At 73.3% G+C, this 20,106-nt stretch carries 18 protein-coding genes; 12 read left to right on the top strand and 6 right to left on the bottom strand.

Annotated elements, in window-relative coordinates; all coding sequences use genetic code 11:
* Positions 1 to 144: 144 nt before the first annotated feature.
* Positions 145 to 2,535 carry a penicillin-binding protein gene (locus ABD284_RS22120; protein WP_344146965.1) on the bottom strand — a complete coding sequence of 797 codons (2,391 nt, stop codon included), beginning with the start codon at positions 2,533 to 2,535 and terminating at the stop codon, positions 145 to 147.
* 451 nt (positions 2,536 to 2,986) lie between these two features.
* On the opposite strand from ABD284_RS22120, the gene ABD284_RS22115 reads away from it, so the two are divergent.
* A complete protein-coding gene (locus ABD284_RS22115; protein WP_344147197.1) occupies positions 2,987 to 3,316 on the top strand; it encodes a WhiB family transcriptional regulator in 330 nt (109 codons plus the stop codon).
* A gap of 232 nt (positions 3,317 to 3,548) precedes the next feature.
* On the opposite strand, the gene bagB is transcribed toward ABD284_RS22115, so the two are convergent.
* Both bagB and bagA read right to left on the bottom strand, forming a co-directional pair.
* Positions 3,549 to 4,715 (bottom strand): ATPase BagB, encoded by a 1,167-nt coding sequence (gene bagB / locus ABD284_RS22110; protein WP_344146962.1) that lies wholly within the window; start codon positions 4,713 to 4,715, stop codon positions 3,549 to 3,551.
* Positions 4,712 to 5,731, bottom strand: a complete 1,020-nt coding sequence (bagA, locus tag ABD284_RS22105; RefSeq protein ID WP_344146959.1) for an ATPase BagA — start codon at positions 5,729 to 5,731, stop codon at positions 4,712 to 4,714. Before bagA ends, bagB begins: the two co-directional genes overlap by 4 nt.
* Positions 5,732 to 5,855: 124 nt before the next feature.
* Between bagA and ABD284_RS22100 the strand changes: the two genes are divergently transcribed.
* The 4 genes from ABD284_RS22100 (at position 5,856) to ABD284_RS22085 (ending at position 8,217) form a co-directional block, all read left to right on the top strand.
* The gene (locus ABD284_RS22100; RefSeq protein ID WP_131096593.1) at positions 5,856 to 6,029 is read left to right on the top strand and encodes a DUF4177 domain-containing protein; all 174 of its coding nucleotides are present in this window, start codon (positions 5,856 to 5,858) and stop codon (positions 6,027 to 6,029) included.
* Positions 6,029 to 6,487: a RidA family protein gene (locus ABD284_RS22095; protein ID WP_344146953.1), complete on the top strand. Its 459-nt coding sequence runs from the start codon at positions 6,029 to 6,031 to the stop codon at positions 6,485 to 6,487. Before ABD284_RS22100 ends, ABD284_RS22095 begins: the two co-directional genes overlap by 1 nt.
* A gap of 58 nt (positions 6,488 to 6,545) precedes the next feature.
* A complete protein-coding gene (locus tag ABD284_RS22090; RefSeq protein WP_344146950.1) occupies positions 6,546 to 7,349 on the top strand; it encodes an NUDIX hydrolase in 804 nt (267 codons plus the stop codon).
* 61 nt (positions 7,350 to 7,410) lie between these two features.
* Positions 7,411 to 8,217, top strand: coding sequence for an MBL fold metallo-hydrolase (locus ABD284_RS22085; RefSeq protein ID WP_344146947.1), 807 nt, complete (start codon positions 7,411 to 7,413; stop codon positions 8,215 to 8,217).
* Between the two features lie 180 nt (positions 8,218 to 8,397).
* On the opposite strand, the gene ABD284_RS22080 is transcribed toward ABD284_RS22085, so the two are convergent.
* The gene (locus tag ABD284_RS22080; protein WP_311546514.1) at positions 8,398 to 9,084 is read right to left on the bottom strand and encodes a Crp/Fnr family transcriptional regulator; all 687 of its coding nucleotides are present in this window, start codon (positions 9,082 to 9,084) and stop codon (positions 8,398 to 8,400) included.
* 334 nt (positions 9,085 to 9,418) lie between these two features.
* Here ABD284_RS22080 and nth point away from each other — a divergent pair, with 334 nt between their 5' ends.
* From nth to ABD284_RS22065, 3 genes are all read left to right on the top strand, one after another.
* The gene (gene nth / locus ABD284_RS22075; RefSeq protein WP_344147194.1) at positions 9,419 to 10,129 is read left to right on the top strand and encodes an endonuclease III; all 711 of its coding nucleotides are present in this window, start codon (positions 9,419 to 9,421) and stop codon (positions 10,127 to 10,129) included.
* A gap of 189 nt (positions 10,130 to 10,318) precedes the next feature.
* Positions 10,319 to 10,954 carry an NUDIX hydrolase gene (locus ABD284_RS22070; protein ID WP_344147191.1) on the top strand — a complete coding sequence of 212 codons (636 nt, stop codon included), beginning with the start codon at positions 10,319 to 10,321 and terminating at the stop codon, positions 10,952 to 10,954.
* Positions 10,955 to 10,972: 18 nt separating this feature from the next.
* Positions 10,973 to 12,163 carry a MarP family serine protease gene (locus ABD284_RS22065; protein WP_344146942.1) on the top strand — a complete coding sequence of 397 codons (1,191 nt, stop codon included), beginning with the start codon at positions 10,973 to 10,975 and terminating at the stop codon, positions 12,161 to 12,163.
* Between the two features lie 402 nt (positions 12,164 to 12,565).
* Here the strand turns inward: ABD284_RS22065 and ABD284_RS22060 are convergent, their stop codons facing one another.
* Positions 12,566 to 13,114 (bottom strand): ATP-binding protein, encoded by a 549-nt coding sequence (locus ABD284_RS22060; protein ID WP_344146939.1) that lies wholly within the window; start codon positions 13,112 to 13,114, stop codon positions 12,566 to 12,568.
* 19 nt (positions 13,115 to 13,133) lie between these two features.
* Positions 13,134 to 13,481: an STAS domain-containing protein gene (locus ABD284_RS22055; protein WP_040272705.1), complete on the bottom strand. Its 348-nt coding sequence runs from the start codon at positions 13,479 to 13,481 to the stop codon at positions 13,134 to 13,136.
* Positions 13,482 to 13,781: 300 nt separating this feature from the next.
* Between ABD284_RS22055 and ABD284_RS22050 the strand changes: the two genes are divergently transcribed.
* The 4 genes from ABD284_RS22050 to ABD284_RS22035 all read left to right on the top strand — a co-directional run bounded on the left by ABD284_RS22050 (position 13,782) and on the right by ABD284_RS22035 (position 18,900).
* A complete protein-coding gene (locus ABD284_RS22050; protein ID WP_386699446.1) occupies positions 13,782 to 16,151 on the top strand; it encodes a DEAD/DEAH box helicase in 2,370 nt (789 codons plus the stop codon).
* Between the two features lie 914 nt (positions 16,152 to 17,065).
* A complete protein-coding gene (locus tag ABD284_RS22045) occupies positions 17,066 to 17,356 on the top strand; it encodes a DUF4244 domain-containing protein (protein ID WP_344146931.1) in 291 nt (96 codons plus the stop codon).
* Entirely contained in the window at positions 17,334 to 17,933 is a 600-nt protein-coding gene (locus ABD284_RS22040) for a TadE family type IV pilus minor pilin (RefSeq protein WP_344146928.1), read from the top strand. Before ABD284_RS22045 ends, ABD284_RS22040 begins: the two co-directional genes overlap by 23 nt.
* Positions 17,917 to 18,900 carry an Rv3654c family TadE-like protein gene (locus ABD284_RS22035; protein ID WP_344146926.1) on the top strand — a complete coding sequence of 328 codons (984 nt, stop codon included), beginning with the start codon at positions 17,917 to 17,919 and terminating at the stop codon, positions 18,898 to 18,900. The genes ABD284_RS22040 and ABD284_RS22035 overlap by 17 nt, the downstream gene beginning before the upstream one ends.
* Positions 18,901 to 20,106 lie beyond the last annotated feature (1,206 nt).

Here is a 20,106-nt window from a genome sequence, read left to right as displayed (position 1 = left end):
CCCTGGCGCCGCATCGCGCGGCCGGTCCGCGCCCGCCGGCGCCGTCCCCGCGCAGCCAGGCCCGAGAGCTGAAACGAACGGGGGCGGCGGGCGACGGGTCGCCCGCCGCCCCCGCGGCGTCAGCAGCGGCTGTGCCGCCGCAGGTCAGTCGTCCTGGCCGCGGCCCGGGTTGCCCTGGCCCCAGCCGGTCCAACCGGCGCCTCCGCCACCGGCGTCCTCGCCGTTGCCGCCCCCGCCGCTGCTCAGGAACACGTTGACCGTCGCGCCCTCGGGCAGCCCGGTTCCGGGCTCGGGGTTGACCGCACCGACGGCGTCCGCCGGCTGGTCGGAGGGCACCTTCGTGGAGGACAGGTTGGGCTCGAACCCGGCCGCCTCCAGCTCACCGAGAGCCTCGTCGGCCGTCATCCCGAGCACGTCGGGGACGCCGCCGTTGCTGGCGGCCTCGTCGGCGTTCTGGCCGTCCTCGCCGTCCTCCTGCTCCGGCTGCGGCTCGGAGGTGCTGCCGAACTGCGACGGCGGCGCCGCGAAGTCCTTGGCGGGCAGCTCCTGGGTCGCCTCCCGCATGGTCTGCTGCCAGATCGGGCCGGGGATCGTGGCGCCGAACACCTGGGAGTAGTACCTGCCGCCGATGGTGACGTCGCGCAGCGGGTAGTTCTGCGGTCCGCGCGGGTCGCCGACGAACACCGTGCCGGCGAGGTTGGGCGTGAACCCGGCGAACCAGGCGCTGGCCGAGCCGTCGGTCGTACCGGTCTTCGCCGCCGCCGGCCGCCCGATCTCCAGCCCGGTGGTGGTGCCGCCCTTGAAGGTCTGCTGCAGCAGGTAGCCGACGCCGTCGGCGACGTCCTTGCTGATGACCCGCTCGCACTCGGACTTGATGTCGATGGTCTTACCCGCGTGCTCGTCGACGATCTTGTCGATCGCCTGCGGCTTGCAGTACGTGCCGCGCGAGGCGAACGTGGCGTAGGCGGCGGCCATGGTCAGCGGGGAGACCTCCTCACTCCCCAGGGTGAAGGAGTTGTTGGCCTGGGTCCGCGCGTTGTCGAAGGAGGTGCCGTCGGCGCGGTGGACGCCGAGGGTCTCGGCCATCCGGATGACGTTGCACAGGCCGACGTCCGCCTGAAGGCTGGCGAAGTAGGTGTTCACCGAGCCCTTGGTGCCGCTGACCATGTTGTTGGTGCTGCCGCCCTTGGTGTCGCCCGCGTTGCTGAGCGTCCACGGTGCCAGCCGCCCGCCGTTGCAGTTGCGCTGACCGGTGATGGTCGTGGTGTTGCCGGTGCTGTAGGAGGTGCTGAACTCCTTGCCCGCCTTGAGCGCCGCGGCGAGGGTGAAGGGCTTGAACGTGGACCCCGCCTGGAAGCCCGTGCTCCCGCCGTCCTCGGCGTCGACGGCGAAGTTGATCGACGTCTCGCCGATGTTGGACTCGTCGGGTCCGTAGTTGCGGCTCTGGGCCATCGCCCGGATCTCCCCGCTGCCCGGGTCCATCAGGACCTCGGCGGCGACCTTGCGCGACTTGTTCTTGCGCGGCACCCACTCGTCGACGGCCTTCTGCGCCGCGTCCTGCATGTCCATGTCCAGCGTGGTGTGGATCTGCAGCCCGGCCGTGCGCAGCCAGCGGGCGCGCTCGGTCTCGGTTTCGCCGTAGCGCTTGTTCTGCTCGATCTGCTGGACCACGTAGTCGCAGAAGAACGGCTGGTCGCTGGGCATGCAGCCGTTGCTGGGGCTGGTGATGTCCAGACCGAGCTCGGTGGCCTTGGCCTCCTTGGCCTTCGCCTCGGAGATCCGCCCGGTGTCGGCCATGCGGTCCAGCACGACGTTGCGCCGGTTCTCGGCGGCATCGGGGTTGAGGCGGGGGTTGTACAGGTAGGGGTAGCGCACCGTCCCGGCGAGCGTGGCGGCCTGGGGGAGGCTCAGCTCGGAGGCGCTGACACCGAAGAAGTGCTGCGCGGCGGACTCGGCGCCGTAGGCCCCGTCGCCGAAGTAGGCGATGTTGAGGTAGCCCTCGAGGATCTCGTCCTTGGACATCCGCTGTTCGAGGGCGATGGCGTAGCGCAGCTCGCGGACCTTGCGGCCCAGCGTGGTCTCGCGGGCCTCCTCCTGTTCGGCCTGGCTGTCGGCGCTCTCGACGAGGACGTTCTTCACGTACTGCTGGGTGATGGAGGAGCCGCCCTCGACGTTGCCGCTGATGGTGCGCACAGCGGCGCGGAACGTTCCGGCGATGTCGATGCCGCCGTGCTCGTAGAACTTGGAGTCCTCCATCGCGACGATCGCCTCGCGCATGACCGGGGCCATGTCCTTGAGGCCGACCACTTCGCGGTTCTGATCGTAGATCTCGGCGATGACCTCACCGTCGCGGTCGTAGATGACCGAGCGCTCGGGCGGAGGCGGGGTCTCCAAGTCGCCCGGCATGTTCAAGAACCCGGTGGCGACGTTGCGTGCGGTGATACCGAGCCCGCCGACAGCGGGCAGCGCGAGTGCCGCTACGAGTACCCCGGCGACGACTCCGACGCCGACCAGTTGACCGATTTTCTGCAGCATTGTCCCCTGACCCACCCCCTAAGACTACGTGCGGACCGCGATGGGCGCCGCCGTCGATGTCCGTGATTTCGGACGTTTCGGCGCACCGGCGGCACCGAGGTCGTTCTCCATTGTGGATGCAATACCGAGCAGTCGGAACCGGTGGTCGGCAGCCGTCCGTGCGGTGGATCCGATGGAGCGCTCGGAACGCAATGACCCACCTGGGCTAGATCCGATATGAGCCTCATGGGGCCTGGCGGATCGCGTGCGCGAATCATAGGTTCTTCCGCAGCAATCGCGGGGACACGCAGAGCTTCCGACTCGTCGCGCTCCGCTACCGGGCCGCCCCTGCTCCGGGAAGCGGCCGCCGCGGGCACTCCGCGTGTCCCCCGCCCTCATTGCGTCCGAAGTCGGCGACCGCGCCCGCCGGCTCTTTCGACGACCGCACATGCTGGACTTGGGAGTGGGAGACATGTGGATGCCGGGCTGGGCCGCACACGGCCTGTGCCGCGAGACCGACCCTGACGCGCTCTTCGTGCAGGGAGCCGCGCAGAACCGGGCCAAGCTCATCTGCCGGGGGTGCCCCGTGCGCACCGAGTGCTTGGCCGACGCGCTGGACAACCGGATCGAGTTCGGCGTCTGGGGAGGGATGACCGAACGCGAGCGCCGGGCACTGCTGCGCCGCAGGCCCGACGTCGCCTCGTGGGCGAAGCTGCTGCACGACGCACGCCGCCGGTACCGCGAGCAGGCCGGTGGATCCGGCGGCGCCGAACACGGCGAGGCCGGAGTCCGGGCCGGGTAGCGGGACGGCAGGCCTCCGGTGCCGCGCATGTCCGGCATCGGACCGCCGCCTCCTTCCACGACTCCACGACCGCCGCGCGCCGACGGCCGGTTCCCTCCGGCTGCTGCGCACGGTCCTGTGCTCGGTTCGAGCGCCGCCGCGCCCCGCGCCTCCGGCGGCGCTGCGGCGGCCTCGTCCCCCTGCCCGCTGCGGCGGGGGCCTAACGGGCGGATCGGCGAGGGCGGCCGAGATCTCAGCCGCGCCCCAGCGCGCGGCCGATCTCGGCCAGTCCGGCGAGGTCGTGCACATCCTCGGGGCGAGCCGGCACCTCCGCCGAAGGCACGCCCGGGTGAGCGGCGACCAGTCGGCCCATCAGCCACTGCTCGCGTTGCTGCACCCGCGCGCGCTCGGCGTGCAGGCGCAGCGCCGCCGCGGCCAACGCGTGCTCGCCGGAGGTCTCAAGCTCCGCGGCGGCGGTCGCGGCGGCCTGCTCGGGCAGGCCGCGGACCGCGGTGCGGTGCACCCGGTTGAGCACGATCCCGGCCAGCGGCATGCGGTCCTCGCGCAGGCGCTCGATGAAGAACTCCGCTTCCCGCAGCGCGTCGTCCTCGGGCGCCGCCACCACCACGAACCCGGTGCCGCGCGCCTGCAGCAGCCGGTAGGTGCGGTCCGCGCGCTCCTGGAACCCGCCGAAGACCGCGTCGAACGCCGAGACGAAGCTCTGCACGTCCTTGAGCACCTGGGCGCCCACGATCTTGGCGATCACGCCGGTCACCATGCCCACACCCGCGCCCAGCACCTTGAAGGCGCCGGTCGCCGGCGGCGCGCCCAGGATGCGGATGAGCCTGCTGTCGAGGAACCGGCCCAGCCGCTCGGGCGCGTCCAAGAAGTCCAGGGCCGACCGGCTCGGCGGGGTGTCGACGACGATCAGGTCCCAGTCGCCGGAGTGGCGCAGCTGCCCCAGCTTCTCCATCGCCATGTACTCCTGCGTGCCGGAGAAGCTGGAGGACAGCGACTGGTAGAAGGGGTTGGCCAGGATCTGGCGCGCGCGCTCGGGGTCGGCGTGGGCCTCGACGATCTCGTCGAAGGTCCGCTTCATGTCGAGCATCATCGCGTGCAGCGTCCCGGGAACCTCCGCACCCAGGGTTCCGGTCAGCTCGACGGGGCGCGGCGTGTTGTCCAGTTCCCGCAGCCCCATCGACTGCGCGAGCCGCCGGGCGGGGTCGACGGTGATGACCACGGCGCGGCGGCCCAACTCGGCCGCGCGCACGCCCAGCGCCGCGGCCGTCGTGGTCTTGCCGACACCGCCGGAGCCGCAGCACACGACGATGCGGGTGTCGCCGTCCGACAGCAGCGCGTCGACGTCGAAGTCCGGCGCGGCCGTGGCGCGCGCCCGGTCGGGGGCCTCCTGGCCGCTCATACGCCCTGCTCCCGGAGGCGCTCGGCGAGCTCGTCCAGCTCCTCGGGGCCCACTCCGCGGCTCAGCAGCGGAAGCTCCAGCCGCGTCAGGTCGAGGCCGTCCAGGCGCGCGCGGATCCCGGACTCGCCGGCCACCCGCTGGGCATGCTCGGCCACCTCCTGCGCGAGGGCGCGCGCGGTCTCCTCGGCGTCCTCCAGCCCCGCCGCCTTGACGCCGCGCACCAGCGCACCGGTGTCGAAGGAGCCCTCGGCGACCTCCCGCAGCACCGGCTCGGCGAAGAACGGCGGCCGCACCATGTTGACGATCAGCGAGCCGACGTTCAGCCCGGCCGCGCGGATCTCGCCGATGCCGTCGAGGGTCTCCTGGGCCGGCATCTCCTCCAGCACGGTCACGAAGTGCACGGCCGTCCGGGCCGAGCGGAGGGTGGCCATGACCTTGTCGGCGTGGTTGCGGACCGGCCCCACCCGGGCCAGGCCCGCCACCTCGGCGTTGACGTTGAGGAACTGCGCGATCCTGCCGGTGGGCGGCGCGTCGACGACCACCGCGTCGTAGACGTGGCGCCTGCCGTCGGCGTCGCGGCCGCCGCGCCGCCGATCGCCCTCGCGGCGCCGGACGGCCTCGGTGGCCTTGCCCGTCAGCAGCACGTCGCGCATGCCCGGCGCGATCGTGGTGGCGAAGTCGACCGCGCCGAAGCGGGTGAGCACCTGTCCGGCCCGCCGCATGCCGTAGAACATCTCCAGGTACTCCAGTAGGGCCGACTCGGCGTCGACCGCCAGCGCGCACACACGGCCGCCCTCGGGCGCGGCGGCGATCGCGCGCTCCTCGTAGGGCAGGGGGCGGGTGCCGAAGAGCCGCGCAATGCCCTGGCGCCCCTCGACCTCGACCAGCAGTACGGTGCGTCCGCCGGCGGCCAGGGCCAGCGCGAGAGAGGCGGCCACGGTGGTCTTGCCGGTGCCCCCCTTGCCGGTGACGACATGGAGCCGGACGGCGTCCCCGTCGCGATCGCGTGCACTCACTCCTCGGAGTCTATGTTCCCGGTCGGAGCGGGTCGCGGTGCGCGCCCGGCGGCGTGTGCGCGGCGCGCCGCGGGAGCGTCGGGCGGCGGCCTGATCGGCGGGTCCGGTAAGTAAGGTGGCGGCTATGACGAAGTGGGAGTACGCGACCGTGCCGCTGTTGTCGCACGCGACGAAGCAGATCCTGGACAACTGGGGAGAGGACGGCTGGGACCTGGTCTCGGTCATCCCCGGCCCGTCGGTCGACGGGGATCCGCGCAACCAGCAGATGGTGGCCTATATGAAGCGGGAGAAGGAGTGATGGCCACCCCCGAGGAGCGGCTGGCCGGCCTGGGGCTGACCCTGCCCGACGTGGTGCCGCCCGTGGCCGCCTACCAGCCGGCGGTGCGCACCGGCGATCACGTCTACGTGTCGGGGCAGGTGCCCCTGGTCGGCGGCAAGCCCGCCGGCACCGGCAAGGTCGGCGCCGAGGTGACACCGGAGCGGGCCAAGGAGCTGGCGGCGGTGTGCGCGCTGAACGCGATCGCCGCGGTCAAGGCCGAGGTCGGTGAGCTGTCGCGGGTGCGCCGGGTCGTCAAGGTGGTCGGGTTCGTGGCCTGCGACCCGTCCTTCACCGGGCAGCCGCAGGTGGTCAACGGCGCCAGCGAGCTGCTCGGCGAGGTCTTCGGCGAGGCCGGCACGCACGCCCGCAGCGCGGTCGGCGTGGCGGCGCTGCCGCTGGACGTTCCCGTCGAGGTGGAGATGATCGTCGAGGCCTGAGGGCCCGCACCGGATGCGGTGGCGCTCGTTCGCCACGACCTACGGGAGGACGGCGGCCATGACACGGGAGCACGACCGCGGCGGTGAGGCGGGCGCCGAAGCGCGTCCGTCCGCCACGGTGATGCTGCTGCGCGAGTGCGCAGCCAGCGGACTGGAGGTCTACCTGCTGCGGCGGGCGGCCACCATGCGGTTCGCTCCCGGCATGCACGTGTTCCCCGGCGGCGGGGTGGACGAGCGCGACACCGAACCCGGCATCCGGTGGGCGGGGCCGCCGCCGGCCGAGTGGGCCGCGCGCCTGGGCGTCGCGGAGCCGATGGCGCGCGCCCTGGTCTGCGCCGCCGTGCGCGAGACCTTCGAGGAGTCGGGCGTGCTCCTGGCCGGCCCGCCCGCGGGCGGCGTGGTCGCCGACACCCGCGGCCCGGACTGGGAGGCCGACCGCACGGCGCTGGTCGACCGCGCGCTGTCGTTCACCGCGTTCCTGGGCGACCGCGGCCTGGTGCTGCGCAGCGACCTCCTGCGCGCCTGGTCGCGCTGGATCACCCCGCGGCGTGAAGCGCGGCGCTTCGACACCCGGTTCTTCGCCGCCGCCCTGCCCGCGGGACAGCACACCCGCGACGTCGGCGGCGAGGCCGACCGCGTCGCCTGGATGCGCCCCGCCGAAGCCGTGGCCGCCTGGCAGCGCGGCGAGCTGGAGATGCTGCCGCCGACCGTGACCACCTGCGCCGAGCTGGCCGAGTACGGTTCGCCGGCGGCCGCCCTCGCGGCCCGGCGCCACATCGCCCCCATCGAGCCCGCGATGCGCGAGGTCGGCGGCGAGCTGCGCTTCGTCGTCCCCGAGGGGGTGCCCTACCCCCGGCGCTGAGCCCTCTACTGCGAACCCCCCCACCCTGCCGGCGCCGCTCGGCGAGAGAGACTGAGGTGCGATGAGGATCGACGGTTCCGGAACACTGCGCGCCAACTGCGTCCTATGCCCGAATCCCGGCCCGATGACGCTCGACGGCACCAACACCTGGGTTCTGCGCGAGCCGGGAGCGCGGGGCGTCATCGTGATCGACCCCGGCCCCCACGACGAGCGCCACCTGGAACGGGTGGCCCGCACCGTGCAGGAGCAGGGCGCCCAGGTCGCCGTGACGCTGCTGACCCACCACCACCCCGACCACAGCGAGGGCGCACGCTACTTCGCCGAGCTGACGGGCGCGCCGGTGCACGCGGTCGAGCCGGAGCTGCGGATCGGCGGCGACGGCCTCCCCGACGGCGAGGTGGTCGAGGTCGACGGGCTGGAGCTGCGCGTGGTGGCCACGCCGGGCCACACCGCCGACTCGGTCTGCTTCCACCTGCCCGCCGACGACGTGGTGCTCACCGGCGACACGGTGCTGGGCAGCGGCACGACGATGCTCGCCGACGACGGCCTGGCCGCCTACATGGACTCGCTGTACCGGCTGCGCGGCCTGGCGGTCTCCACCGGGGTGCGGGCGCTGCTGCCCGGGCACGGGCCCATCTGCACCGAGCCGCTGGACCGGCTCACCGAGTACATCGACCACCGCGAGGCCCGGCTGTCCCAGATCGCGGCGGCCGTCGAGGCGGGCGACAGCACGGCCGACGAGATCGTCGCGCGGGTCTACGCGGGCATCGAGGAGGCGGTGGTCCCGGCCGCGCGCTCCTCGGTGCGGGCGCAGCTGCGCTACCTGGCCAAGCGCGGCGACATCCCCGGCGAGCTGGGCGAGGCCTGAGAGAGCGGTCCGGCGGGAGCGACGGCGGCGGCGCGCCGTCCGCCCCCGGCACCGGGCGCCGCGCAGCCGACGGGCCCGGCACGTGGCCGGGCCCGGTGGTCGTTGCGCGCGGCGCCGCGGGCGTCCGCACTGCCGGCCGCTCCTGGGGCCGGCGCGCGGCGGGTCGGTGCGAACGCGGTGTCAGCGCGCGCGTCGGCGCATGCGCTCGACGTCGAGCAGCACGACGGCCTTGGCCTCTATGCGCAGCCACCCGCGCAGCGCGAACTCCGCCAGCGCCTTGTTGACGGTCTCGCGGGAGGCGCCGACGAGCTGCGCGAGCTCCTCCTGGGTCAGGTCGTGGTGCACGTGCAGGCCGTCCTCGCCCTCCTTGCCGAAGCGGTCGGCGAGGTCGAGCAGCTGTCCGGCCACCCGACCGGGAACGTCGGTGAAGACGAGGTCGCTCATGACGTCGTTGGTCCGGCGCAGCCGGCTCGCGAGGGCCTTGAGCAGCTGCAGGCTGACCTGGGGCTGCTGAGCGATGAACGGACGCAGGTCGTCGTGGCCCAGACCGGCCAGCACGGCGTCGGTGACGGCGATGGCGCTGGCGGTGCGCGGGCGCGGGTCGAACAGGGACAGCTCGCCGAACATCTCGCTCGGGCCCAGGACGCTCAGCAGGTTCTCGCGGCCGTCGACAGCGGCACGGGTCAGCTTGACCTTGCCGCTGAGGATCACGTAGAGGCGGTCGCCCTCATCGCCCTCGGAGAAGAGCGTCTGGCCGCGACCCAGCCGGACCTCGCTCACCGAGGCGCGCAGCGCGGCGGCACCCTCCTCGTCGAGTGCCTCGAAAAGAGGGGCCTTGCGCAGCACCTCGTTGGTCTCGTCCACCACTTCCTCCTTGCAAGCCTGACCGTCAACAGTGTGACGTATATCGCACCCCGGTGGGAAACCACTTCGTTGCCTCGGCTTGTCGCCCGGGTGACAAGCCGACCGCCACGGCCGACGTCAGCGCATCCGATCCTAGTTGCAATCCCGTTCCCGAGGGGCTCGGCCCGCCGAACTCACGACATTGCCGACATGGCACGCAAGCTCGCGGGCGCGGCCCCCGCCGCGGCCGCCCGGGCACGGACGCCGCCGCGGGATACGTAGTCTTTGGGGCGTGCTCGGAGATCCTGCCACCCCTGCTCAGACCACCTCGTCCGACACCGCGCCGGACGACGGCGCGGTGCGGACACCCACGGGTGAGTCGCGTCTCGCACTGGTGAGACGCGCCCGACGGATAAACCGGGAATTGGCCCGGTTGTATCCCGATGCGCACTGTGAGCTTGATTTCACCTCTCCGCTGGAGCTGCTGGTAGCGACCATCCTGTCGGCGCAGTGCACCGACAAGCGGGTCAACCTGGTGACCCCGAAGCTCTTCGCCCGCTACCCTTCCGCGGCCGATTACGCGTCCGCCGACCGCGAGGAGCTGGAAGGGCTGATCCGCTCCACCGGCTTCTACCGCTCCAAGGCCAACAGCATCCTGGGCCTGGGCCGGAAGCTGTGCGACGAGTACGGCGGCGAGGTCCCCGGCGACCTGGACGACCTGGTGCGGCTGCCCGGTGTCGGGCGCAAGACCGCCAACGTGGTGCTGGGCAACGCCTTCGGCGTGCCGGGGCTCACCGTCGACACCCACTTCGGCCGCCTGGTGCGCCGCTTCGGCTGGACGGAGGAGACCGACCCCGTCAAGGTCGAGCACGCGATCGGCGGCCTCTTCCCGCCCAAGGACTGGACCCTGCTCTCACACCGCCTGATCTGGCACGGCCGCCGCATCTGCCACTCGCGGCGCCCCGCCTGCGGCGCCTGCGAGCTCGCCCGCTGGTGCCCCTCGTTCGGCGAGGGCCCCACCGATGCGGACGCCGCGGCGGCGCTGGTGCGGAATGGCCCGTTCTCCTAGACGGTTCGCATCAGGCGGAGGCAACGGCCGGGAGGAGACGCGCACAGCATGACCGCACAGGAGCACGGCGAGCGGCGAGGGGACGGCCACGACGCGGAGGCCGGCGAAGCGCCCGGCGACGGACGCGCCGGCGCGCCCGACGTCAGCACCCCCGACTGGCTCGCCTCCCTCGCCCGCGCGGGCGGGCGCATGGCCGTGCCCGCGGCGATGCGCCCGCCCGAGTCCGGCGGGCGCCGGTCCGCGGTCCTCATCCTGTTCGGCGAGGGCGAGCACGGCCCCGACGTGCTGCTGATCCAGCGCAACAACGGGCTGCGGCGCCACTCCGGCCAGCCCGCCTTTCCCGGCGGCTCCTTCGAGCCCGACGACGAGGGGCCCGAGGACTGCGCCGTCCGCGAAGCCGTGGAGGAGACCGGGGTCGACCCGGTCGGGATCGAGCTGCTGGGGCGGCTGCCCGAGCTGTTCATCCGGCACAGCGGCTTTCGCGTGGTGCCCGTGCTGGCCTGGTGGCGCGAACCCTCCGACGTGCACCCCGCCGACTCCGGCGAGGTCGCCGGAGTCGTGCGGGTGCCCGTCAACGAGCTCGCGGACCCGGCCAACCGGGTGCGTGTGCGCCACCCCAACGGATCCACCGGGCCCGCGTTCCGCGTCCGCGGCATGCTGGTCTGGGGATTCACCGCCGCGATTCTGAACCGGCTGCTCGTTCTGGGAGGCTGGGAGCGGCCCTGGCTGGACAGCGCTGAGGCGGAACCCCTCCCGCTGCCCGGCGGCCCCGACGAGGACGGCCGGCGCGCGGAACCGTCGCCGCGCGGCCGCCGAGACAGCTGAGACGAGCGCGAGGTGATGATGGACGGCATCGTCCTCGACGCCGCCCTGGTGGTCCTGGTGCTCCTGTTCGCGGCGTCGGGATACCGGCAGGGGTTCATCGTCGGGATCATGAGCTTCGCCGGGTTCATCGGCGGCGGGGTGCTGGCCGCCCTCGGCGCGCCGACCCTCATCCAGCAGGTGGTGACCGATGCCGGGCGGCAGGCGCTGCTCGCGGTCGCCGTGGTCTTCCTGTGCGCGGCCATGGGCCAGTTCGCCGCCTCCTACCTGGGCGCCGTCGTGCGCAACCGCGTCACATGGGAGTCCGCGCGCGTCCTCGACGCGATGGGCGGCGCCCTGGTCAGCGCGGTGTCGGTGCTGCTGGTGGCCTGGCTGGTCGGCAGCGCCGTCGCCAACTCCGCCATCCCCGTCCTCAACACCCAGGTGCAGCAGTCGCGGGTGCTGCACGCGGTCGACCGGGCCATGCCCGAGGTGGCCCAGACGTGGTTCTCCACCTTCCGCCGGATCGTTGACCAGAGCGCGTTCCCGCAGGTCTTCAGCGGGCTGGGGACCGGCGAGCCGGCCGAGGTGCAGCCGCCCGACCCCGACGTCCTCGACACCCCGGGTCTGCGCGACGCCAGCCAGAGCGTGGTCAAGGTGCTGGGCACCGCGCCCAGCTGCCAGCGGCGCGTCGAGGGCACCGGGTTCGTCTACTCCGACGGGCGCATCATGACCAACGCGCACGTGGTCGCCGGTGTCACCCAGGACCTGCGGGTGGTCACGCGTTCCGGCCAGCAGCTGAGCGCCACGGTGGTGCTCTACGACCCGCAGCAGGACATCGCCGTCCTCGACGTGGACGGCCTCGACCTGGAGCCGCTGGAGTTCGACCAGGAGGCGGCCAAGGGCGACGACGCCGTGGTCGCGGGCTTCCCGCGCAACAACGGCTTCACCGCGGTGGCCGCGCGCATCCGCGCCGAGCAGACCGCGCAGGGGCCCGACTTCTACCACTCCCAGCAGGTGAGCCGGGAGATCTACCAGATCCGCGCCGAAGTCCGCCCCGGCAACTCCGGCGGCCCGCTGATCTCCCCCGACGGCGACGTCTACGGCGTCGTCTTCGCCGCGGCGACCAACGAGGACGAGACGGGCTACGTGCTCACCGCCCACGAGGTCGCCGCCAACGCCCAGCAGGGGGCATCCGCGTCCGGGGAGGTCTCGACACAGGAGTGCGACTGACGACCGCGGGCGGGGTCGGCGAGGGGGGCGGCGACCTTGCGGCGGCAAGCAGGGCGGCCCGGCCGTGGAACCGACAGGGCTCGGCGGTGCGGCACCGTATGCGGCCGCAAAACGTGCTCGATGCGATGCCCGGGTGCACCGTACGCGCGGCCGAGGCGGGGCGTACGGCGGAGCGTGCGGGCGCCGAACGGCTGCCGGTGACCCACGTCGGCCCGTCCCTGCGGCCGGAGGAGGCGCCGCGCAGAGCCGCTGCGGACTACGCGGGGCCGGTCGCGTACGCGGGCCCGCGAAAGACCTGCACTGTCGGCTGACGCGGGGACCGCGCTCGGGCGGAGGCCCGCGGTTCGCGCCGCCGCCCCGCGGAGGCTGGGCCGGCGCGGGGCGGGAGCGGCGCGGAAGCGCCTAGCCGACGAGTTCGGAGTCGGCGTCGGGGTCGGACTTGCCCAGGGGCCAGCTCATTCGGACGACGGTGCCGTCCTCATGGGGTTCGATGCTGACCTCGTCGGCGAGTCCGAGGATCACGGCGAGGCCGACATCGGGGGAGAGCCCCGAAACCCCGTCGGACGGGGCGCCGTCGGCGATGTCGAGCCCGGCGGCGGGGTCTTCGAAAGCCGTCGCCGGCTCCTTGGCCGGGGCGCGGTCGAACACCACGACCTCGAAGCGCTGTGCCGCCTTGCCGTTGTGGGACGCGCGTTCGGCCGGCGTGCCGGGCGACGCACCGGCCCCCCGAGTGGTGTCGGCGCTGTCGATCAGATCGAGCTGGATCGGACGCCCGGGGCAGTGGACGCGGTGCGCCTCGACGGCACGGGAGCACGCCTCGCCGACCGCCAGCCGAATCTCGTCGAGGGCGGACTCGGCGACGCCCGCCCGCCTGGCCACGGCCGTGGCCATGAGCCGGGCCGTGCGCACATGGGCGGGCAGCGCGCTGATCGTGAGCTGGACGAGTGCCATGAGATCGCTCGTAACGCAGCTACTTGGACTTGCGTTTGTCGATGGCTTCCTGAACGGAGTCGTAGATGCCGAAGACCTTGGTCAGTCCGGTGATCCGGAAGATCTTCAGGATGCGCTCCTGCGTGCACACCAGGTCGAGGGTGCCGTCGTGCGCCCGCACTCGCTTCAGGCCGCCCACGAGCACGCCGAGTCCCGTCGAGTCGAGGAACTCCACCTTCTCCATGTTCACCACGAGGTGGAAGTTGCCCTTGTTGACGAGATCGATCAGCAGCTCACGCAGCCGGGGCGCGGTATAGACGTCGATCTCACCCTCGACGACGACGATCTCTGTGTCGTCCTGTGTGTGGTGATCAAGCTTCAAGTCCACTAGTCCTCCAGCGCCGAACCGCGAAAAGCCGCGAGTGATCTCTGCCGGGCGTTACCCCACAGTGCGGCATTCAACCACGCTTGCCCTTCGCATCTGCCTGTTATGCACAAGAAACCACGACAGCGCGGAACCCTTCCCGCGGATGCCACACTGAAACGGGGGTCGATCAGTGCCATCACACGTGCTGCCTGCCGAGGAGGGGTCGGGTTGACCGGATCCACTCCCCGCGCACGCGGGGACGCTTCCCGGAGGGAATCCGCGCTTGACCGGTTGTGGCGTGACCATACCCGGAATTCGCAGGTGACACATGTGGAGCAGCTGCCGCGTGGCCGCGGGGTAAGCGAACACTGGCCAGACTGGACACCGTCCTCTGTACGTGAGCGGCTGGCTGAGCAGGGGATCACGGCTCCGTGGTCCCACCAGGCGGCCGCCGCGGATCTCGCGCGCTCCGGTAGCAATGTGATCATAGCCACCGGCACCGCATCGGGGAAATCGCTCTCCTTCCTGCTGCCCTGCGCCGAAGCCGCCGAGCAGGGTGGGACGGTGCTCTACATCTCCCCGGCCAAGGCGCTGGCCGCCGACCAGCGGCGCGCGGTGGCCGGTCTGGGCCTTGCGTACCTGCGCGCGGCCGCCTACGACGGAGACACCCCGCGCGACGAGCGCGCCTGGATCCGCGCGCACGCCAACTACGTGCTGACCAACCCCGACATGCTGCACCACGCGGTCCTGGGCAACCACGCCGCCTGGTCGTCGTTCCTGCGGCGGCTGCGCTACGTCGTGATCGACGAGGCGCACCGCTATCGGGGCGTGTTCGGCTCGCACGTCGCCCAGATCGTGCGGCGGCTGCGCCGGATCTGCGCCCGCTACCGCAGCGAGCCCGTCTTCATCCTCGCCTCGGCCACCACGGGCACCCCCGAGGAGAGCGCCTCCCGGCTGATCGGCCTGCCGGTACGCGCCGTCACCGAGGACGCGTCGCCGCGCCCGGAGCTGCGCTTCGCGCTGATCGAGCCGGAGCTGACCGAGGAGAAGGGCGAGAACGGCGCACCCGTGCGCCGCACCGCACCGGCCGAGGCCGCCCACGTCCTCGCCGACCTCGCCGAGGAGGGCGTGCGCACACTCGCCTTCGTCCGCTCCCGCCAGGCGTCGGAGGTGGTGGCCCTGACCGCCCAGCGCATCCTGCGCGAGCGCGAGTCCCGCGCCGCGGCGCACCTGCGCCGACGGAGCGCTGGTGAGGGCGCGGTGGTCGCAGGGGATGCGGAGGCGGAGAGGGCTGGCCGTGCGGATGAGGATGGGGGCGGAGCGACTCGCCGGGAGGCGGAGGGGCCGTCCGGCAGCAGGCTGTCCGAGCGCATCGCCGCCTACCGCGCCGGCTACCTCGCCGACGACCGGCGGAGCCTGGAGGACGCGCTGCGCAGCGGGGAGCTGCTCGGGCTGGCCACGACCAACGCACTCGAACTCGGCGTCGACATCACCGGACTGGACGCCGTCGTCATCACCGGATGGCCGGGCACCCTTGCGTCGCTGTGGCAGCAGGCGGGGCGCGCGGGCCGTACCGGAGGCGACGCGCTGGCGGTCTTCATCGCCCGCGACGACCCGCTGGACACCTACCTGGTGCACCACCCCGAAGCCGTCTTCGGGCGGCCGGTCGAAGCCACGGTGCTCGATCCCGGCAACCCCTATGTCCTGGGCCCGCACCTGTGCGCGGCCGCGTCGGAGATCCCGCTCACCCGCGACGACCTGGACCTCTTCGGCGCCGAAGCCGCCGGCGTGCTCGACGGCCTGGTCGACCGGGGACTGCTGCGGCGCCGCCCGCGCGGCTGGTTCTGGACCCGGCGCGACCGCGCCTCCGCACTGGCCGACCTGCGCGGGTCGGGCGGGCCCCCGGTGCAGATCGTCGACTCGGCCAGCGGGCAGCTGCTGGGCACCGTCGACGAGGCGGCCGCGCACGGCACCGTCCACGACGGCGCGGTCTATCTGCACCAGGGGCTGACCTATGTGGTCGACGAGCTCGACCTGGAGGAGTCGGTGGCACTGGTGCACGCCGAGGCGCCCGACCACAGCACCTGGGCGCGCGACACCACCGAGGTCGAGGTGCTGCGCACGCTGCGCGGCCGGGACTGGGGGCCGGAGTCGGCGGTGCGGTTCGGCGAGGTCGAGGTCACCCGCCAGGTGGTCTCCTACCTCAAGCGCGACGTCCGCACCGGCGCGGTCCTCGGCGAGCAGACCCTCGACCTGCCCGAGCGGCGGCTGAACTCGCGCGCGGTGTGGTGGACCCTCGCGCCCGAGGCGACCGACCGGCTGCGCAAGGCCGACGTCGACGTGCGCGGAGCCGCCCACGCCGCCGAGCACGCCGCGATCGGGCTGCTGCCGCTGTTCGCCACCTGCGACCGCTGGGACATCGGCGGCGTCTCGACCGCGCTGCACGCCGACACGGGGTGCCTGACGGTGTTCGTCTACGACGGACACGAGGGCGGCGCCGGGTTCGCCGAGCGCGGCTACGCGGCGGCGCGCGAATGGCTGACCGCGACCCGCCGGGCCATCGCCGGATGCGAGTGCGCCGAGGGCTGCCCTTCGTGCATCCAGTCGCCCAAGTGCGGCAACGGAAACGACCCGCTCAGCAAGTCGGGAGCCCTGCGCCTGATCGACGCCATCCTCGACGGCGGCGTGTAGCGCGCAGCAGCGAGGAGGAGAGGAATGGCGGACGGCCCGAGCAGGCTGCCGGAGTCCGGCCGCGAGGCGCGTAGGGGGTCGGCGGGGCAGCGGTGTGCCGGCGGGATCGGCGGCCTACGAAGGGTTCGGCCGATCCGGGCTGGGCCGGGCGGCACTGCGGCGCCGGATCGGAGCTGGGAGACCGGCCCCTAGCTAGAAGGGTGAGGACTGCGGGCGGTCAATCGAGAGCGTGATGCGGCGCTTGAGGCGTCCCGGCCGGAGGCCAGCCACCGGCGCTCCGGCCTGGTCGGCGGGCGTGTGCAGCACCCCGCTCGGCTCCGGTGCTGTGCGGTACGTGCGGTCGGCGGAGCACAGGAGGAAGGCGGGAAGCGGAGCACAGGCGGTAGGCGCGGCGCGGAAGTGGTGCGCACGCGTGGAACAGGTGGCGAGTGGGACGTTTGGTGCACGTCCGGCGTCATTGCACGTCGGGCACGGGTTGCACGTCGGGAAGAGGTTGCCCCTTGGGCACGGGTTGCACGTCGGACACGTGAGCCGCGCGCGGGGTATGCCGCGGCCCGATCTGTTCCGCGGCCGCGGACCGCGGCCGGCGGCGCACGCGCGGAGACGGGGCCCAGCGTCCTCTGCCGCGCCGAACCGGGACGGTACGCGTTCTGTCCACAGGCTGGGAATCCGGCTTTCCGCCGCCGACCCGCCGGGCGATGGTGGATACGGACCGTGAGACCAACCCGACTCATGGTGTGTCCACCCGCTTGGAGGCAACCGTGTCCGCTCTCCCCTCTCTCCCTGTGGTGCCGCGTGTGCCGCGCCGACCGCCCCCGCACGCGGCTGTCCGCCGGGTGCGGCGAATTCGGTGCCGGGCCGCGCGAGCGCTGCAGTCCGCGCGGGCCGTGGAGACTGCCCGGGCCGTACCGATCGTGCCGCCCGTACCGACCGGGCTGGCCCTGTCGGGCGTACGTGCTGTGCGGGCCGTGACCCGGGGGCTCGCGAGCGCGACGGCGGCGCTGCTCCGCAGCAGCCGCGCCGTACCCGGCGTTCGGCCGCTCGCCTCGGTGCGCGGCGACCGGGGCATGTCGACCGCGGAGTACGCCCTTGGAACCGTGACGGCCTGCGCCTTTGCGGCCGTGCTGTTCGCGATCCTCACAAGCGACGAAGTCCGCGCCACCGTCACCCGGATCGTCACCGATGCGCTGCAGATCGACGGGTGACCGGGGCGGCGTCACCGCCGAGACCGCTGCCGCACTGCCCAGCCTCGTGCTCGTGCTCGGCGTCGCGCTGGCGGCGGTCCAGGCCGGTGCGGTGCACGTGGCCTGCGTCGACTCCGCGCGCATGGGTGCGCGCGCGTTGGCCCGCGGCGAGCCCGAACACGCCGTCCGTGCAGCGGTCGACCGCACCGCCCCCGACTCCGCACAGGTCGAGCTGGCCACCGGCGGCAGCATGGCGCGGGTGGCCGTCACGGCCCCGGTTCCGATCGGCCCGCTGGCGGAACTGCCGATCGAGGTCGAGGGGCGTGCCGCAACGCCGCTGGAGTCCCTGGAAGGCCTGGAGTCCGTGGAAGAGGGGGCGCCCGCCGAGTCCCTGGTGGGGGTGGAGGAGTTGGAGGAGCTGGAGGCGCCGGGAGGTGGCGAGGAAGCCGTGGAGGGGGAGGACGTCGGCGAGCTCGAAGGGTCGGAGGCCTCCGGGCCCAGCGCCTCCGGACCCAGCGATCGGGCCGAGCAGTCTCCGGCCGCCCTCGGAGGCGACGACGCGCAGGGGAGGGACGGCAACGATGCCGCGGTCGAATAATCCGCCTTCGCCGCGCCGGAACCCGGCGGCCGTGTGTCGGGTCGGCCCCGACCGCGCGAGAGGGAACGGGCGCATCGGGCGTCGCCTCGGCTCGGTGCGGGCGGTGCGGGCGGTGCGGGCGGTGCGGGCGGTGCGTGGATCTGGTCATGGACGGCACACGGTGGAAGCCGTGCGTCGGCCTGACTCCCTCGGTACGCACGTTGACGGGCGCTTCCGGGGGCAGGTCAGGGCGGTGCGGGTGGTGTGTGGCCCTGTCCCTCGGAGGATCATGGGCGGCCGCCGGGGCGCGTGGCGGGGGCCGCCGGCTGGTGGCGGATCCGGTGTTGGCAGTTGCGGTTGGCGTGATGGCGGTGCAGGTGCTGGCGCCGATGCCGGTGTCGGCGGCGCCCGGCCCTCGTCCGGCGGACAGCCGAGCTGGTCCGTGTCATCGGGACACCGTTCGGCCCGACGGGCGCAGCCGGCTGCCTTCCGCCGCCCGGAAGGAGGGAGGGCGTGGCAAGAAACGGCGCGGCCGACCGTCTCCCGCCGCATGGCAGGAGGGGCGGCGCGGGCACATTCGCCCGTCTGCGGAGGGTCTGTCCCTGCGCAGACGGCTCGGAGCGGCGACGACGCAGGCTCGGCGACCGTCTGGGTGCTCGCGTTGTGCGGCGCGGTGCTGTTCGTCGCCGCGGCGATCGTGCTTGTGGCAGGCGTACGAGTCGATCGCCACCGGGCGGCGACGGCGGCCGACCTCGCCGCGCTCGCGGGAGCGGAGCGGTTGGCGGAAGGAGAGCGTCCATCATGTGCCGCCGCCCGCGCGACCGCCGAGGCGAACGGCGCCGAACTGACGCGATGCCGAAGCGCCGCAGACCTGTCGCTGTACGTGAGCACGCGTGTCCCCGCCCGACTGTGGCCCGGATCCGTCACAGCCCACGCCCGCGCCGGCCCACACCGCTCGCCCTGGGCACTGCACACCCCGAGCGGCTGATCCATCGCCGAACACGCTTAAGTCCTGCCCGCCCCCGGGCTCGCGGACAGTACGGTCCGCTCAGACGTCCGCGCCGGTCGCCGCGGGCTCCACCAATGGACGAGGCGGCGGAGACGGCGGCGGGTGGTTGAGCCTGAGCTTATCGGTTCGGGTGCTCGCCGGTTGGGCCTGCGACGAGGCAGCGAGGCAGTGGTCGGTTCGGCTCGTGATCACCGCTCTCGGTCCCCAGTGGTTGCGCATCGGCGACGGGCAGCGACGGCGGCGGACGGTTCGGCCAGCGCTCACCGCTCCCAGCCCCCGGCGGTTACCCACCCGACAGGACAGCGAGGGCGGCGGGTGCCTCGGCCCGCGTTCACCGGTTCGGATGCTCGCCGGTTGAGCTTGCGACGGGGGCGGCGAGGGCGGCGGGTGCCTCGGCCCGCGTTCACCGGTTCGGATGCTCGCCGGTTGAGCTTGCGACGAGGCAGCGAAGGCAGTGGTCGGTTCGGCCGGCGATCACCGATCCCGGTACCCGGTGGTTGCGCACCCGATGACGGGCAGGGACGGCGGCGGACGGTTGGGCCTGCGGTCAGCGGTTCGGGTGCCCGCTGGTTGAGCTTGCGACGGGGGCGGCGAGGGCGGCGGGTGCCTCGGCCTGCGCTCACCGGTTCGGATGCTCGCCGGTTGAGTTTGCGACGAGGCAGCAAAGGCGGCGGACGGTTCAGCCCGCGCCCACCGGACTGATGCCCGCCGATTGAGCCTGCGACGGGGGCGGCGACGGCGGCGGACGGTTGGGCCGGCGGTCAGCGGTTCGGGTGCCCGCTGGTTGAGCCTGCGACGAGGCAGCAAAGTCGGCAGATGACTCGGCTAACGCTCACCGGTTCGGATGCTCGCCGGTAGCGCACCCGACGACGGGCAGCAAGGGCGGCGGGTGGTTCAGCCCCGCGCCCTTCGGTCCGGGTGTCCGCCGGCTGGGCCTGCGACGGGGGCGGCGAGGGTGGCGGGTCGGGCCCTCGGGCCGCCGGTCCGCCCGAGGACCGGCCGGGGAGCGGTGCGCCTCGGCCAACGGTGTAGGGGGGACCGTTGGGGCGCGCTTGGAGCGGCCGTTCAGGACGGGCGGATTGGCGGGCGGGGCGAGGAGACCGCTGTGATGCAGGCAGCGGTGTCCCGGGCCGCCGCGGTGGCCGCTCGGGCGGGGGGATTCAGGGCGCTATGCCCGGAATGCTC

This window comes from Streptomonospora arabica, assembly GCF_039531585.1.
Taxonomy (GTDB): Bacteria; Actinomycetota; Actinomycetes; order Streptosporangiales; family Streptosporangiaceae; genus Streptomonospora; species Streptomonospora halophila.
Note: the sequence above shows the minus strand (reverse complement) of the source record. Positions and strands in the feature narration are given on the sequence as shown.